Annotated in this window: 12 protein-coding genes; 8 read left to right on the forward strand and 4 right to left on the reverse strand. The window is 72.6% G+C overall.

Annotation, left to right across the window (positions count from 1 at the left end; genetic code table 11):
• Positions 1 to 12 precede the first annotated feature (12 nt).
• The 4 genes from ACFY32_RS11985 (at position 13) to ACFY32_RS12000 (ending at position 3441) form a co-directional block, all read left to right on the forward strand.
• Positions 13 to 930 (forward strand): F0F1 ATP synthase subunit gamma, encoded by a 918-nt coding sequence (locus tag ACFY32_RS11985; protein WP_359196286.1) that lies wholly within the window; start codon positions 13 to 15, stop codon positions 928 to 930.
• A complete protein-coding gene (atpD, locus tag ACFY32_RS11990) occupies positions 930 to 2378 on the forward strand; it encodes a F0F1 ATP synthase subunit beta (RefSeq protein WP_359196289.1) in 1449 nt (482 codons plus the stop codon). Before ACFY32_RS11985 ends, atpD begins: the two co-directional genes overlap by 1 nt.
• Positions 2379 to 2490: 112 nt before the next feature.
• Positions 2491 to 2865, forward strand: a complete 375-nt coding sequence (locus tag ACFY32_RS11995; protein ID WP_190206755.1) for a F0F1 ATP synthase subunit epsilon — start codon at positions 2491 to 2493, stop codon at positions 2863 to 2865.
• 129 nt (positions 2866 to 2994) lie between these two features.
• Positions 2995 to 3441, forward strand: coding sequence for a DUF2550 domain-containing protein (locus ACFY32_RS12000; protein WP_359196292.1), 447 nt, complete (start codon positions 2995 to 2997; stop codon positions 3439 to 3441).
• A 70-nt stretch (positions 3442 to 3511) separates the two neighbouring features.
• Here ACFY32_RS12000 and ACFY32_RS12005 read toward each other — a convergent pair whose 3' ends face one another.
• The 3 genes from ACFY32_RS12005 to ACFY32_RS12015 all read right to left on the reverse strand — a co-directional run bounded on the left by ACFY32_RS12005 (position 3512) and on the right by ACFY32_RS12015 (position 7299).
• On the reverse strand, positions 3512 to 5347 hold the full coding sequence (locus tag ACFY32_RS12005) for a glycoside hydrolase family 18 chitinase (RefSeq protein WP_359196295.1): 1836 nt from the start codon (positions 5345 to 5347) through the stop codon (positions 3512 to 3514).
• Positions 5348 to 5485: 138 nt separating this feature from the next.
• Positions 5486 to 6127 (reverse strand): response regulator transcription factor, encoded by a 642-nt coding sequence (locus ACFY32_RS12010; protein WP_359196298.1) that lies wholly within the window; start codon positions 6125 to 6127, stop codon positions 5486 to 5488.
• On the reverse strand, positions 6124 to 7299 hold the full coding sequence (locus ACFY32_RS12015) for a sensor histidine kinase (protein WP_390674026.1): 1176 nt from the start codon (positions 7297 to 7299) through the stop codon (positions 6124 to 6126). Before ACFY32_RS12015 ends, ACFY32_RS12010 begins: the two co-directional genes overlap by 4 nt.
• Before the next feature lie 153 nt (positions 7300 to 7452).
• On the opposite strand from ACFY32_RS12015, the gene ACFY32_RS12020 reads away from it, so the two are divergent.
• Entirely contained in the window at positions 7453 to 8148 is a 696-nt protein-coding gene (locus ACFY32_RS12020) for a hypothetical protein (protein WP_390674027.1), read from the forward strand.
• Here ACFY32_RS12020 and ACFY32_RS12025 read toward each other — a convergent pair.
• Positions 8052 to 8624 (reverse strand): cob(I)yrinic acid a,c-diamide adenosyltransferase, encoded by a 573-nt coding sequence (locus ACFY32_RS12025; RefSeq protein ID WP_359196310.1) that lies wholly within the window; start codon positions 8622 to 8624, stop codon positions 8052 to 8054. The two genes, ACFY32_RS12020 and ACFY32_RS12025, sit on opposite strands and share 97 nt — an antisense overlap.
• Positions 8625 to 8832: 208 nt before the next feature.
• On the opposite strand from ACFY32_RS12025, the gene ACFY32_RS12030 reads away from it, so the two are divergent.
• From ACFY32_RS12030 to ACFY32_RS12040, 3 genes are all read left to right on the forward strand, one after another.
• A complete protein-coding gene (locus ACFY32_RS12030) occupies positions 8833 to 9681 on the forward strand; it encodes a 3-hydroxyacyl-CoA dehydrogenase family protein (RefSeq protein ID WP_390674028.1) in 849 nt (282 codons plus the stop codon).
• A gap of 161 nt (positions 9682 to 9842) precedes the next feature.
• Positions 9843 to 10166 carry an STAS domain-containing protein gene (locus tag ACFY32_RS12035; RefSeq protein ID WP_359196316.1) on the forward strand — a complete coding sequence of 108 codons (324 nt, stop codon included), beginning with the start codon at positions 9843 to 9845 and terminating at the stop codon, positions 10164 to 10166.
• A gap of 274 nt (positions 10167 to 10440) precedes the next feature.
• The gene (locus ACFY32_RS12040) at positions 10441 to 13371 is read left to right on the forward strand and encodes an ATP-binding protein (RefSeq protein ID WP_390674029.1); all 2931 of its coding nucleotides are present in this window, start codon (positions 10441 to 10443) and stop codon (positions 13369 to 13371) included.
• The last annotated feature ends 8 nt before the right edge of the window (positions 13372 to 13379 follow it).

Below are 13379 nucleotides of genomic sequence, written 5' to 3' on the forward strand. Positions count from 1 at the left end.
GGGACCTGACTCATGGGAGCCCAGCTCCGGGTCTACAAGCGTCGCATCCGATCCGTCACCGCGACCAAGAAGATCACGAAGGCGATGGAGATGATCGCCGCCTCGCGCGTCGTCAAGGCGCAGCGCAAGGTGGCGGCCTCCACGCCGTACGCGACCGAGCTGACCCGCGCGGTCACCGCGGTCGGCACGGGATCGAACACCAAGCACCCGCTGACCACCCAGGCCGAGACGGTCACCCGGTCCGCGGTCCTGCTGCTGACCAGCGACCGCGGTCTGGCCGGTGCCTTCAACTCCAACGCCATCAAGCAGGCTGAGCAGCTCACCGCGAAGCTGGAGAAGGAAGGCAAGGAGGTCGTCGTCTACATCGTCGGCCGCCGGGGTGTCGCCCACTACAACTTCCGCGAGCGCAAAATCACGGAGTCGTGGTCCGGGTTCACCGACGAGCCGTCCTACGCGGACGCCAAGAAGGTCGCGGCACCGCTGATCGAGGCCATCGAGACGGACACCGCCGAGGGCGGCGTGGACGAACTCCACATCGTCTACACGGAGTTCGTGTCGATGATGACCCAGACGGCGGTCGGCGACCAGTTGCTGCCGCTGCGCCTCGACGAGGTCAAGGAGGACTCGCCCGCCAAGGGCGAGATCCTCCCGCTGTACGACTTCGAGCCGTCGGCGGAGGACGTCCTCGACGCCCTGCTGCCGCGGTACGTCGAGAGCCGGATCTACAACGCGCTGCTCCAGTCGGCCGCTTCGAAGCACGCCGCCACGCGGCGCGCGATGAAGTCGGCCACCGACAACGCGGGCGAGCTGATCAACACGCTCTCCCGTCTTGCCAACGCGGCCCGCCAGGCCGAAATCACCCAGGAAATCAGCGAGATCGTCGGTGGCGCCAGCGCCCTGGCCGACGCGACCGCGGGGAGTGACAAGTAATGACCACCACTGTTGAGCCGACCGCTGCGGCGGGCGTGGCCACGGGCCGCGTCGCGCGGGTCATCGGCCCGGTCGTCGACGTGGAGTTCCCCGTCGACGCGATGCCGGAGATCTACAACGCCCTTCACGTCGAGGTGGCCGACCCGGCCAACGCCGGCGAGAAGAAGACCCTGACCCTGGAGGTCGCCCAGCACCTGGGCGACGGCCTGGTCCGCACCATCTCCATGCAGCCCACCGACGGCCTGGTCCGCCAGGCCCCGGTCACCGACACCGGCGACGGCATCACCGTCCCGGTCGGCGACTTCACCAAGGGCAAGGTGTTCAACACCCTCGGTGAGGTGCTGAACGTCGACGAGTCGTACTCGGGCGAGCGCTGGTCCATCCACCGCAAGGCCCCGAACTTCGACGAGCTCGAGTCGAAGACCGAGATGTTCGAGACCGGCGTCAAGGTCATCGACCTGCTGACCCCGTACGTCAAGGGCGGCAAGATCGGTCTGTTCGGCGGCGCCGGCGTCGGCAAGACGGTGCTCATCCAGGAGATGATCTACCGCGTCGCCAACAACCACGACGGTGTCTCGGTGTTCGCCGGTGTCGGCGAGCGCACCCGTGAGGGCAACGACCTCATCGACGAGATGAGCGAGTCCGGCGTCATCGACAAGACCGCCCTGGTCTTCGGCCAGATGGACGAGCCCCCGGGCACCCGTCTGCGGGTGGCGCTGGCCGGTCTGACCATGGCGGAGTACTTCCGCGATGTGCAGAAGCAGGACGTGCTGTTCTTCATCGACAACATCTTCCGCTTCACGCAGGCCGGCTCCGAGGTCTCGACCCTGCTCGGCCGGATGCCCTCCGCGGTGGGCTACCAGCCGAACCTGGCCGACGAGATGGGTCTCCTCCAGGAGCGCATCACCTCGACCCGCGGTCACTCGATCACCTCGATGCAGGCGATCTACGTCCCCGCGGACGACCTGACCGACCCGGCCCCGGCCACCACCTTCGCCCACCTCGACGCGACGACGGTGCTCTCCCGTCCGATCTCGGAGAAGGGCATCTACCCGGCCGTGGACCCGCTGGACTCCACGTCCCGCATCCTGGACCCGCGGTACATCGCGCAGGACCACTACGACTGCGCCATGCGCGTCAAGAACATCCTGCAGAAGTACAAGGACCTCCAGGACATCATCGCCATCCTCGGCATCGACGAGCTGGGCGAGGAGGACAAGCTGGTCGTCCAGCGCGCCCGCCGCGTCGAGCGCTTCCTGTCCCAGAACACCCACGTCGCCAAGCAGTTCACCGGCGTGGACGGCTCGGACGTGCCGCTGGACGAGTCGATCGCCGCGTTCAACGCGATCTGCGACGGTGAGTACGACCACTTCCCCGAGCAGGCGTTCTTCATGTGCGGTGGTCTTGAGGACCTGAAGAAGAACGCGAAGGAGCTGGGCGTCTCCTGACCCCGGAGTTCTTCGGTGAGGGGGCGGGCGCGTCCCGCCCCCTCCGCCACGCCCCTTAGACTTGTAACCAACACCCGGCAGACCCGCCGGGTGGTGACCCGAGGAGCCACCCTTGGCTGCTGAGCTGCACGTCGCGCTGGTCGCGGCCGACCGAGAGGTCTGGTCCGGCGAGGCCACCCTGGTCGTCGCGCGCACCACGTCCGGCGACATCGGCGTCATGCCCGGTCACCAGCCGCTGCTCGGTGTGCTGGAGTCGGGCCCGGTGACCATTCGTACGAGTGACGGCGGGACGGTCGTCGCCGCGGTGCACGGCGGTTTCATCTCGTTCGCGGACGACAAGCTGTCGCTGCTGGCGGAGGTCGCCGAGCTGTCGGACGAGATCGACGTCCAGCGCGCCGAGCGGGAGCTGGAGCGCGCCAAGGCGGAGGGCGACGCCACCGCCGAGCGGCGCGCCGACGTCCGACTGCGTGCGGCGGCGGCGCACTGAGCCCAAGCGCCGTGCTATGACGTCACTCAGCCGCGGCTGGGACCGGAGTGATCCGGACCCGGCCGCGGCTGAGGCAGATGTGGGTGTTTTTTACGTTCCGTTACCTAGGAGACGAGGAGGTCGGTGCCGATGGTCCTCGCTCTGACTGTGTGCGGAATGGTCGTCGCCCTCCTGGTGGTGGGACTGTTCGTCTTCGGACTGCGCCGCCGGCTGATCCAGCGCTCGGGCGGCACCTTCGACTGCTCGCTGCGCTGGGACGCCCCCAAGGAGGGCGAGGCCGACGGCAAGGGCTGGGCCTACGGGGTGGCCCGGTACAACGGTGACCGGGTCGAGTGGTACCGGGTCTTCTCGTACTCGCCCCGGCCGCGCCGGGTGCTGGAGCGGTCCGCGATCGAGGTGGCCGGCCGCCGCGTCCCGGAGGGCGAGGAGGAGCTGGCCCTGCTCTCCGACTCCGTGGTCCTCGCGTGTCTGCACCGGGGGACCCGGCTGGAACTGGCGATGAGCGAAGACGCGCTGACCGGATTCCTCGCGTGGCTCGAGGCAGCCCCGCCCGGACAGCGGGTGAATGTGGCGTAGCCACATTCACCCGCTGGGTGGGGGTCCCCCCGGACGAAGTCTGGGGGAGCGTCAATGTCGCCTAAAGCTCTTACTTCAGACCGTTGCTGATGGCGGTCACCAGCTCGCCGTTGCTGGTGTCGCCGCTGAACTCCCAGAAGAACGCGCCGCCCAGGCCCTGGTTCTTGGCCCAGGTCATCTTGCCGGCGATCGTCGACGGGGTGTCGTACGACCACCACTGGTTGCCGCAGTGGGCGTACGCCGTGCCGGCGATGGTGCCGGTGACGGGGCAGGAGTTCTTGAGGACCTTGTAGTCCTCGATGCCCGCCTCGTAGGTGCCCGGCGCCGCGCCGGTCGCCGTGCCGCCGGGGGCGGACTGGGTGACGCCGGTCCAGCCGCGGCCGTAGAAGCCGATGCCGAGCAGCAGCTTGCTGGCCGGCACGCCCTTGGCCTTGAGCTTGGCGATCGCGTCCGCGGAGTTGAAGCCCGCGGCCGGGATGCCGGAGTACGAGGTCAGCGGGGAGTGCGGGGCGGTCGGGCCGGTGGTCGCCCAGGCGCCGAAGTAGTCGTACGTCATCACGTTGTACCAGTCGAGGTACTGCGCGGCGCCGCCGTAGTCGGCCGCGTCGAGCTTGCCGCCGGAGGAGCCGTCACCGGTGATCGCGGCGGTGATGAGGTAGTCCTTGCCGAACTCGGCGCGCAGGGCCTGGGTCAGGTTCTTGAGCGCGGCGGCACCGGAGGTGTCGCAGGTCAGACCGCAGGCGTTCGGGTACTCCCAGTCGATGTCGATGCCGTCGAAGACGTCCGCCCAGCGCGGGTCCTCCACGACCGACTTGCAGGACTTGGCGAACGCGGCCGCGTTCTGGGCGGCCTGTCCGAAGCCGCCGGAGTAGGTCCAGCCGCCGAAGGAGTACAGGATCTTGATGTTCGGGTACTTCGCCTTGAGCTGGCGCAACTGGTTGAAGTTGCCGCGCAGCGGCTGGTCCCAGGTGTCGGCGGTGCCGCTGACGGACTGGTCGGCGGTGTACGCCTTCTCGTACGCGGCGAAGGTGTCGTCGACGGTGCACTGACCGTTCTTGACGTTGCCGAACGCGTAGTTGATGTGGGTGATCTTCGAGGCGGAGCCCGAGGACACCAGGTTCTTCACGTGGTAGTTGCGGCCGTAGACGCCCCACTCGGTGAAATAGCCGAGGTTGACCTTGGAGCCGGGGGTGCCCGGGTCGGTGGTGCCGGTGGTGCGGACCTTGACGGCGCCGCTGGCCGGACCGGTCTGGTCGGCGGTGTCCCGGGCCTGGACGGTGTACGAGTAGTCGGTGCCCTTGGTCAGGCCCGTGTCGCTGTACGAGGTGCCGGTGACGGTGGCGACCTTGGCGCCGTCGCGCAGCACGTCGTAGTTCTTGACGCCCTTGTCGTCGGTCGCCGCCGACCAGGACAGCTTCACCGAGGTGTCGGTGATGTCGGAGGCGGTCGGGGTGCCGGGCGCCGAGGGGGCCGCGTCGCCGGGGACGGAGGTGCCGTCGCAGGAGCCGCCGTTGAGCTTGCAGCCCGCGGGCGATCCGGAACCGGAGCCGTTGAAGCCGAAGGAGACGGAGGCGCCGGGGGCGAGGGTGCCGTTCCAGCCGAGGTTCTTGGCGGTCCAGTGGTCACCGGAGTTGGTGACGGTGGCGTCCCAGGCGGAGGTGACCTTGGTGCCGGAGGGGAAGTCCCACTCCACGGTCCAGGAGCTGATGCTGGTGGTGCCGGTGTTCTTCACCGTCCACTTGCCCTCGAAGCCGGCGCCCCAGTCCTGGGTCTTGGCGTAGGTGGCGGTGGCGGCGGTCGCGGTGGTGGCGGCCGGGGCGGGCGTCGCCAGGGCGACGAGGCCGGCGAGGGGGAGTGCGAGCGTCGCGGCGAGTGCCGCGGCCCGGTGTCTGAGCTTGAAGCGCATGATGCGCCTCCCTTTTATGGGGTGTTGTTGTGGGCATGACTGAGCCATCACGCCCGCAGTGCCGCGAGAATAGAAAGGTCTGGACCATAGGTCAATAGGTCTGGACCACTGGGCGAACAGTGGGTGTCCGACGCCCGATCAGCGGTCCAACTCCTGCGCCAGCATCGCCGCTTGCACCCGGCTGCGCAGCCCGAGCTTGCCCAGCAACCGGCTGACGTGCGTCTTCACCGTGGCCTCGGCCATCTGGAGGCGGTCCGCGACCGCCGCGTTGGACAGCCCCTCGCCGAGGCAGGACAGCACCTCGCGCTCCCGCCGGGTCAGCCCCTCCAGCACCGCCGGATCGACGTCCGTCCGCCGGGCCGGCCGCGCCGCGAACTCGGCGATCAGCCGCCGGGTCACGGCCGGGGCGACGATCCCCTCACCGGCGGCCACCGTGCGCACGGCGGTGAGCAGGGCGTCCGCCTCGGTGTTCTTCAGCAGAAACCCGGCGGCGCCCGCCCGCAGCGCCCCGAACACGTACTCGTCCAGGTCGAAGGTGGTCAGCACCAGCACGTCCGCCAGCCCCTCGGCGACGATCTCCCGGGTCGCCGACACCCCGTCCAGGCGCGGCATCTGTACGTCCATCAGCACCACGTCCGGCCGCAGCTCCCGGGCGAGGGCCACCGCCCGCTCGCCGTCGGCGGCCTCGCCGGCCACCTCGATGTCGGGGGCGCTGCCCAGGATCAGCACCAGTCCGGCGCGGACGGCGGACTGGTCCTCGGCGACCAGGACGCGGATCATGCGGGGTCTCCTTCGGTGAGGGGCAGGGCGGCGCGTACGGTCCACCGCGCGCCGTCGGGCCCGGCGTCGAACGTGCCGCCCAGCAGCGCGGCCCGCTCCCGCATCCCGACCAGACCGGCGCCGGAACCCGGGGCACGGGGGGTGTCCGGTCCGGCGTACGGGCTGGTCACCGTCACGCCGAGGACGCGGGCGTCCCTGGTCAGGGTGACGTGCACGGGCCCGGCGGCGGCGTGCTTGAGGGCGTTGGTGAGGGACTCCTGGACGATCCGGTAGGCGGCCAGTTCGACGGGCACCGGCAGTCCCTCGCCGGGGACGGTCGTGAGGCGGACGTCGAGTCCGTTGGCGCGGGCCCCGTCGGCGAGGGCGGCGAGGCCGTCCAGGGTGGGCGCGGCGGCGGGCTCGGTGCCCGCGCCGGCGTCGCGCAGGATGCCGATCAGGCGCCGCATCTCGGCCAGTCCCTCGACGCTGTTCTCCCGGATGACGGTGAGGGCGCGGCGGGAGGTGTCCGGGTCGTCCAGGGAGAGCGCGGCCGTGGAGTGGATGGCGATGGCGGAGAGGTGGTTGGCGACCAGGTCGTGCAACTCGCGGGCCATCCGGGACCGTTCCGCGGTGACCGCCTGGACGCGGTCCTGCTCGGCGAGGAGCGCGGTCTGCTCGGCGCGCAGCAGGGCGGCGTCGGCGGCCTCGCGGTGGTTGCGGACGATCAGGCCGGTGGAGGCCGGCCCGAAGGAGACGATCCCGACGGCCACCCCGATCAGCAGCGCCTCCGGCACCCGCCACACCGCGAACGGCACCACCGTGCCCGCGACCGTGAGCAGCCCGGTGATCCACGGGATGCGGCGGGCCGCGGCGGGCGGGCCGTACAGGACGGCGGCGTACATCAGGTCGGTGAACAGCAGGACCGTGACCAGGTTGCCCCGGGTCGTCAGGTCCAGTACGACGGCGGCGGTGCCGGCCAGCAGGGCGGCGCGCGGCGCGGACCGGCGCAGCAGCTCGCAGCCCGCCGTGACGGCGAGCGGCAGCAGCAGCGGCCAGGGGCCGTCGAACAGCACGACCGGGTCGTCGGCCGGCCGGACGCCGAGCCCGAGGACCGTCAGCAGTACGCCGCTGAGCAGGCCGCCGACCGCGACGTACACGTCGAAGCGGTGCGGGCGGGGGAGGGCGACGGCCATGTCCCTCATCCAACACGGCCCGCGCGGCGCCCGCCTGATCCCCGGGGACGGTCCCGCGCTGCATCTTTCGATGTACCCGGGGTTCGTCACCGGCGACGACGATCCGGGCCGCCGCGCACGGGAGCCTGAAGGGGTGACCGAGAGGAGCGAACCGTGATCGTCACCCTGATCATCGTCTGCGAGGCCGGCTTCTGGGTGCTGCTGGCGGCCGGGCTGGCCGTCCGCTATCTGCTGCGGATGCCGCGCACCGGCCTCGCGCTGCTGCTGTGCGAGCCACTCCTGGAGGCCGCGCTGCTGGCCGTCACCGCGCTGGACCTGAGGAACGGCGCCGATCCGGACTGGACCCACGGCCTCGCCGCGCTCTACCTCGGCTACACCGTCGGCCACGGCCACCGCACGGTGAAGTGGCTCGACGGCCTCGCCGCGCACCGCCTCGACGGCCGCCCGCGGGTCCGGCCCCCGCGCTACGGCATGGCCCGCGCCCGGCACGAGGGCCGGGTCTGGCTCGGCACGCTGGTCGCCGCCGCCGTGGCGACCGGGCTGCTCCGGCTCGCCATGTGGTACGTCGACGACCCGGCCCGCACCGGCTCCCTGACGGACTGGGAGCACATCGCCTGGCGGGCGGCCGCCATCCACGGGCTGATCGCGCTGACGTACCTGATCTGGCCGAAGAAGGCACCGGAGCCCGCCGGCGGCGCGGGGAACTGCGCGACCGGCCACGACGAAGCCGCGGCCGGGGACCGGGCCGGAACCTACCTCTCCCCGCCCGGCACCCACAGCACGTCCCCGACCTCCTTGTTCGCCGTGCGAGCGAGGATGAACAGGAGGTCGGACAGGCGGTTGAGGTAGGTCGCGGTGAGCGGGTTCATCGCCTCGCCGTGCGCCTCCAGCGCGGCCCAGGTGGAGCGTTCGGCCCGCCGGACCACGGTGCACGCCTGGTGCAGCAGGGCGGCACCGGGCGTGCCGCCGGGCAGGATGAAGGAGCGCAGCTTCTCCAACTCCTCGTTGAAGCGGTCGCAGTCCGCCTCCAGCCTGTCCACGTAGAACTGCTCCACGCGCAGCGGCGGGTACTCCGGGTTCTCGGCGACCGGCGTGGAGAGGTCCGCGCCCACGTCGAACAGGTCGTTCTGCACCCGGACCAGGACCTCGACGACCTCCTCGTCCAGCCCGCCCAGGGCGATCGCCGTCCCGATCACCGCGTTGGCCTCGTTGGCGTCGGCGTACGCGGCGATCCGCAGATCGGTCTTGGGCACCCGGCTCATGTCGCCGAGTGCGGTGGTGCCCCGGTCGCCGGTCCGGGTGTAGATGCGCGTCAGGTTGACCATGCGCCCAGCGTAGTTACGCCCCGGCCGTGATGAGCGACCGCTGAGCGGCAAGGTGCTCAACTACGCCGTACGAACCGCCGGATGACCCCCTCCGGTGTGATGTCCGTCATCTGAGACGTGACGCGCGTTACTTACCGGTCACACCGCCCCTCACGACCGCTAGTGTCCGCCGGAGAGGCAGAAGGACGCGCATCAGGGGAGTCGCACAGTGGCACGCAAGCTCGCCGTCATCGGAGCCGGTCTCATGGGGTCCGGCATCGCCCAGGTCTCCGCACAGGCGGGCTGGGACGTCGTCCTGCGCGACGTCACCGACGAGGCGCTGCGCCGCGGCACCGACGGCATCAAGGCGTCGTACGGCAAGTTCGTCGCCAAGGGCGCGCTGGAGGCGCACGACGCCGACGCCGCCCTCGCCCGGATCACCCCCACCACCGACCTGGACGCCGTCGCCGACGCGGACGTGATCATCGAGGCCGTCTTCGAGAAGCTGGACGTCAAGCACGAGATCTTCCGCGCGCTCGACAGACTGGCGAAGGACGAGGCGATCCTGGCCTCCAACACCTCCGCCATCCCGATCACCAAGATCGCGGCCGTGACCGAGCGCCCCGAACGGGTCGTCGGCACCCACTTCTTCTCCCCGGTCCCGATGATGCGGCTGTGCGAGCTGGTGCGCGGCTACAAGACGAGCGACGAAACCCTCGCCAGGGCCCGGGAGTTCGCCGAGTCCACCGGCAAGACCTGCATCGTCGTCAACCGCGATGTCGCGGGCTTCGTCACCACCCGGCTCATCTCCGCCCTCGTCGTCGAGGCCGCCAAGCTGCACGAGTCGGGCGTCGCGACCGCCGAGGACATCGACCTCGCCTGCAAGCTGGGCTTCGGCCACGCCATGGGACCCCTGGCCACCGCCGACCTGACCGGCGTGGACATCCTGCTGCACGCCACGGGCAACATCTACACCGAGTCCCAGGACGAGAAGTTCGCCCCGCCGGAGTCGATGCGCCGGATGGTGGACGCCGGTGACATCGGCCGCAAGAGCGGGCAGGGCTTCTACAAGTACTGAGCCGCGGACATCACACGCCGGAGTGAATTCGGTATCGGTTCGCTCACGGCTCGCAACCCCTATCCGTTGCACACGGTCAGAGGTTGCATCACCCGCACGGCACACCGGGCACCGGTCCGACACCACACCGCGGAGCACGAGACGCACTCACGGGAGCGCATATGCACATCAGGGGCGACCACGTCGAGCTGGTCGTCGGGGGCCGCCTCGACGTCCGCAGCGCGGCGGACGCCCGTACGGTCCTGCACTCGGCCGTCGACGACGGAGCCGGCGACCTGGTGCTCGACCTGTCCGAGCTGGACTCCTGGGACGCCACCGGACTCGGCGTGATCATGGGGGCCCACCGGCGGGCCGGCCGCTGCGGCCGGCGCCTGGTGCTGCGCGGCGTGCCGCCGCAGATGCAGCGCCTGCTGGTGGCCACCCGGCTGCACCGCATCCTCGCCATCGAGGGCGGCATCGGAGTGGAGAGCCTGCCCCGGGTGTGACCCCCCGGACGGGTGTGAACGCACGTCCGGGGGAGACCCGGACCCCTCTCGGTGAAGCGCACCACGCAATCCTCACGAGACTGTGACGTCTCGGGCGGAGCGGTACCCCGGGCTGTCGGAGATACTGGGCGAAGGTTTAGGGTTCGGCTGCCCGCCGCCTTCGGGACCCACAGGCGGGACCGGACCAGAAGCGACAGCGCGGTGTGCGGCAAGGCCGGGAGGGCGGTCCCGACCGGTGACCGAAGCACACGACGCTTTTGGGGGGCTTGAACCTATGGACCCGAACGACCGGGGACCTGAGGAGTACGGCCACGACGGCGACGGCCGGCCGCCGCGCCCGCGCCCGCCCAGGGACCCCCTCACGCCCGACTTCGGCCAGCACGCGCCGGCGCCGGCCCGCATGGCGCGGCTGGTCACCGGCGACTTCCTGCTCACCGTCAACCCCGTGGACGGCAGCGAGATAGAGGTCTGCCCGCCCACCGAGCGGCCCGCCCGCCCCGAGAAGCGCACCCCGGCCGAACGCGCCGAGACCGAGCGTGCCGCCCGGCCCCCCGTACCGCCCGGCCCCGCCCGGCCCGCGCTGCCGCTGCTCGCCCGCGACGACGAGCGCGACCGGCTGGTCCGGCTGCTCGCCCGCGGCCGTTCGGTACGCCTCACCGGCCCCGCCGGCTCCGGCCGCACCAGCCTCCTCGACGTCGTCGCCGAGGACTGCGCCGACCTCGCCCCCGACGGCGTGGTCCGCCTCAGCGGCTTCCACCGCACCGCCGACGACCTGCTCCACGACCTCTTCCACGCCGTCCACCGCGCGCCCCTGCACCGCCCGGCCCGCGAGGAACTCCTCGACCGCGTCCGGGAGATCGGCGCCGTCGTCCTGCTGGACGACGCCGAGTTCGGCGGCACCGCCCTGGACGAACTGCTGGAGGCCACCCCCGAGTGCGCCTTCCTCGTCGCCGCCACCCCCGACGTGCCCGCCCCGTCCCCCGACCTGGGCGTCGAGGAGGTCTTCCTCCCCGGCCTGGACCGCGCCGACGGCGTGGCCCTGCTGGAGCGCGCCGCCGGCCGCCCGCTCACCGAGGAGGAGGCCAACTGGGCCGGTGACCTCTGGTTCGAGTCCGAGGGCCTGCCGCTGCGGTTCGTCCAGGCCGGCGCCCTGCTGCGCCACCGCGACCGGCTGCGGGCCGGCGCCGACGCCGTCGACGAGTTCGGCGTCTTCGCCGACAGCGCCCCCGAGGACGCGATCCCGTACGACACCGGCGCCGGTGACGACGTACCGCTGCCGTCCCTCGGGGAGGCCGCCGCGCCCGCGCCGCTGCTCGCCTCCCGGCTGAGCGCCTGCGCGCGAGCCGCCCTGGAGTTCGCCGTCGCCCTCGGCGGCGAGGTGCCCCACCCGGCGCACCTGCCCGCGCTGATCGGCGACACCCACGCCGACGCCGCCCTCGGCGAGCTGGCCGCCTGCGGTCTGATCTCGCCGGTCGGCTCCCGCTACCGGCTCGCCGCCGGTGTCCTCACCCAGCTCGAAAGCGCCGGGTACGCCGACGACGTCCCCGGCCGCGCCTTGGACGCCGCCCGGCACTACGCCTGGTGGGCCGGGCACCCCTCGGTCACCCCCGAACGCGTCCGCGCCGAGGCCGACGCCCTGCTGGCCGCCCTCGCGGTGCTGGCGCCGGGCACCGAGCCGCCCGCCGAGGACGAGGAGAGCCCGGCCGTGGCCCTGGCCCGCACGGCGGCGCCCGCGTTCGCCGCCGGGCTGCACTGGGGCGCCTGGGAACGGTCGCTGCGCTCCGGCGCCGAGGCCGCCCGGCTCGCCGGCGACGTCGCCGAACAGGCCTATTTCCACCACGAACTCGGCGTCCTCGCGCTGTGCGAGGACCGGCTGGACCGGGCCCGCGCCGAGCTGGAGGCGTCCATCGGGCTGCGCGGCGCCGCCGCCGACCGGCGCGGCACCGTGGCCGGCCGCCGCGCCCTCGCCCTGGTCATCGACCGGTCCGGCGACACCCCCGGCATGGGCGCCGGCACCGCCTTCGGCGCGCCGACGGCCCCTGCGGACCCCGGCACGGCGGCGGAGGGCTTCGGGGCGGTGGCGGGCGGTCCCGGCGCGGCGGCCGGCGGCTTCGGAGCGGTCGCGGGGGACGCTGGCGCGACCGCGGGCGGACCCGGTGCCGTGGCGGGTGGTTCCGCAGCGGTCGCGGGCGGTCCCGGTACGGCGTCAGGTGGTTTCGCAGCGGTGGGCGGCCCCGGCGCGGCGGCCGGCGGACCCGGTGCCGCGGCCGGCGGACCGGGTGCCGCGGTCGGCGGCTTCGGAGCGGTCGCCGGCGGTTTCGGAGCGACCCCGGGCGGCTTCGGAGCGGTCGCCGGCGGTTCCGGAGCGACCCCGGGCGGCTACGGAGCGACCCCGACCGACGGCCCCGGACCGGCGGCCGGTACGGACGGGACCGACGCCCGGTACGAGCAGGCGCCCGCGCCCTTCCCGCCGCTGCGCCCCGCCCCGCAGGCCCCGACGCTGGTCGCCCACCGGGCCCCGGGCCGTCCGGGCGGCAGCCCGTCCCGCAAGGCGCGCGGCGGCATCAAGGGCTTCGCCAAGCGCAACCTCGTCGCGGCGGGCGCCGGCGCCCTGCTGGTCGCCGTGCTCGGCACCGTGGTCACCCTCGGCGCCACCTCCGACGGCGACACCGGCGGCCCCGCCGACCGCGTCGGCGTCAACCCCTCCGCCGGCCAGGACACCGGCGACGACAACCCCGGCGCCGACCGGGGCGACGACGGCTCCGGCGACGGCGGCACCGGCGACCCCGGGATCGCGGGCGTGGCCCCCACCGACCCCGGCCCGGACGGCACGCCGGGCACCTCCGACGACCCGAGGCCCACCGGCTCGGCCACGCCGTCGGACGACCTGAGCGGCACCCACCGCCCGAGCGGCTCCGCCGACCCGTCGGCGACCACGAAGCCGCCGACGTCCGGCAAACCGTCCACCGGCACGCACAAGCCCCCGTCCGGCACGCAGAAGCCGCCCACCGGGAGCCAGACGCCGTCGGACACGCCGTCCACGTCCACCGACCCGGAGACGCCGTCCTCGCCGACGCAGGACCCGGAGACGCCGTCGTCCCCGGTGACCTCCGCCACCGCCGGTGACCCGACGACCGTCTCCAGCGCGCCCGGCAGCGCCGGTGCCACCGCCTCCGGCACGGCGGCGACCGGCCAGATCATGTGAGTCCGTCC

It is taken from the genome of Streptomyces sp. NPDC000134, from assembly GCF_042899225.1.
In the GTDB taxonomy this organism is placed as follows: Bacteria; Actinomycetota; Actinomycetes; order Streptomycetales; family Streptomycetaceae; genus Streptomyces.

What these genes read in the sequence shown, in the direction of transcription:
- atpD (WP_359196289.1), top strand. Translation starts at nt 930, where the DNA reads ATGACCACCACTGTTGAGCCGACCGCTGCGGCGGGCGTGGCCACGGGC.
- ACFY32_RS12000 (WP_359196292.1), top strand. Translation starts at nt 2,995, where the DNA reads ATGGTCCTCGCTCTGACTGTGTGCGGAATGGTCGTCGCCCTCCTGGTG.
- ACFY32_RS12025 (WP_359196310.1), bottom strand. Translation starts at nt 8,624, where the DNA reads ATGGTCAACCTGACGCGCATCTACACCCGGACCGGCGACCGGGGCACC.
- ACFY32_RS12015 (WP_390674026.1), bottom strand. Translation starts at nt 7,299, where the DNA reads ATGGCCGTCGCCCTCCCCCGCCCGCACCGCTTCGACGTGTACGTCGCG.
- ACFY32_RS12040 (WP_390674029.1), top strand. Translation starts at nt 10,441, where the DNA reads ATGGACCCGAACGACCGGGGACCTGAGGAGTACGGCCACGACGGCGAC.
- ACFY32_RS12035 (WP_359196316.1), top strand. Translation starts at nt 9,843, where the DNA reads ATGCACATCAGGGGCGACCACGTCGAGCTGGTCGTCGGGGGCCGCCTC.
- ACFY32_RS12010 (WP_359196298.1), bottom strand. Translation starts at nt 6,127, where the DNA reads ATGATCCGCGTCCTGGTCGCCGAGGACCAGTCCGCCGTCCGCGCCGGA.
- ACFY32_RS12005 (WP_359196295.1), bottom strand. Translation starts at nt 5,347, where the DNA reads ATGCGCTTCAAGCTCAGACACCGGGCCGCGGCACTCGCCGCGACGCTC.
- ACFY32_RS11985 (WP_359196286.1), top strand. Translation starts at nt 13, where the DNA reads ATGGGAGCCCAGCTCCGGGTCTACAAGCGTCGCATCCGATCCGTCACC.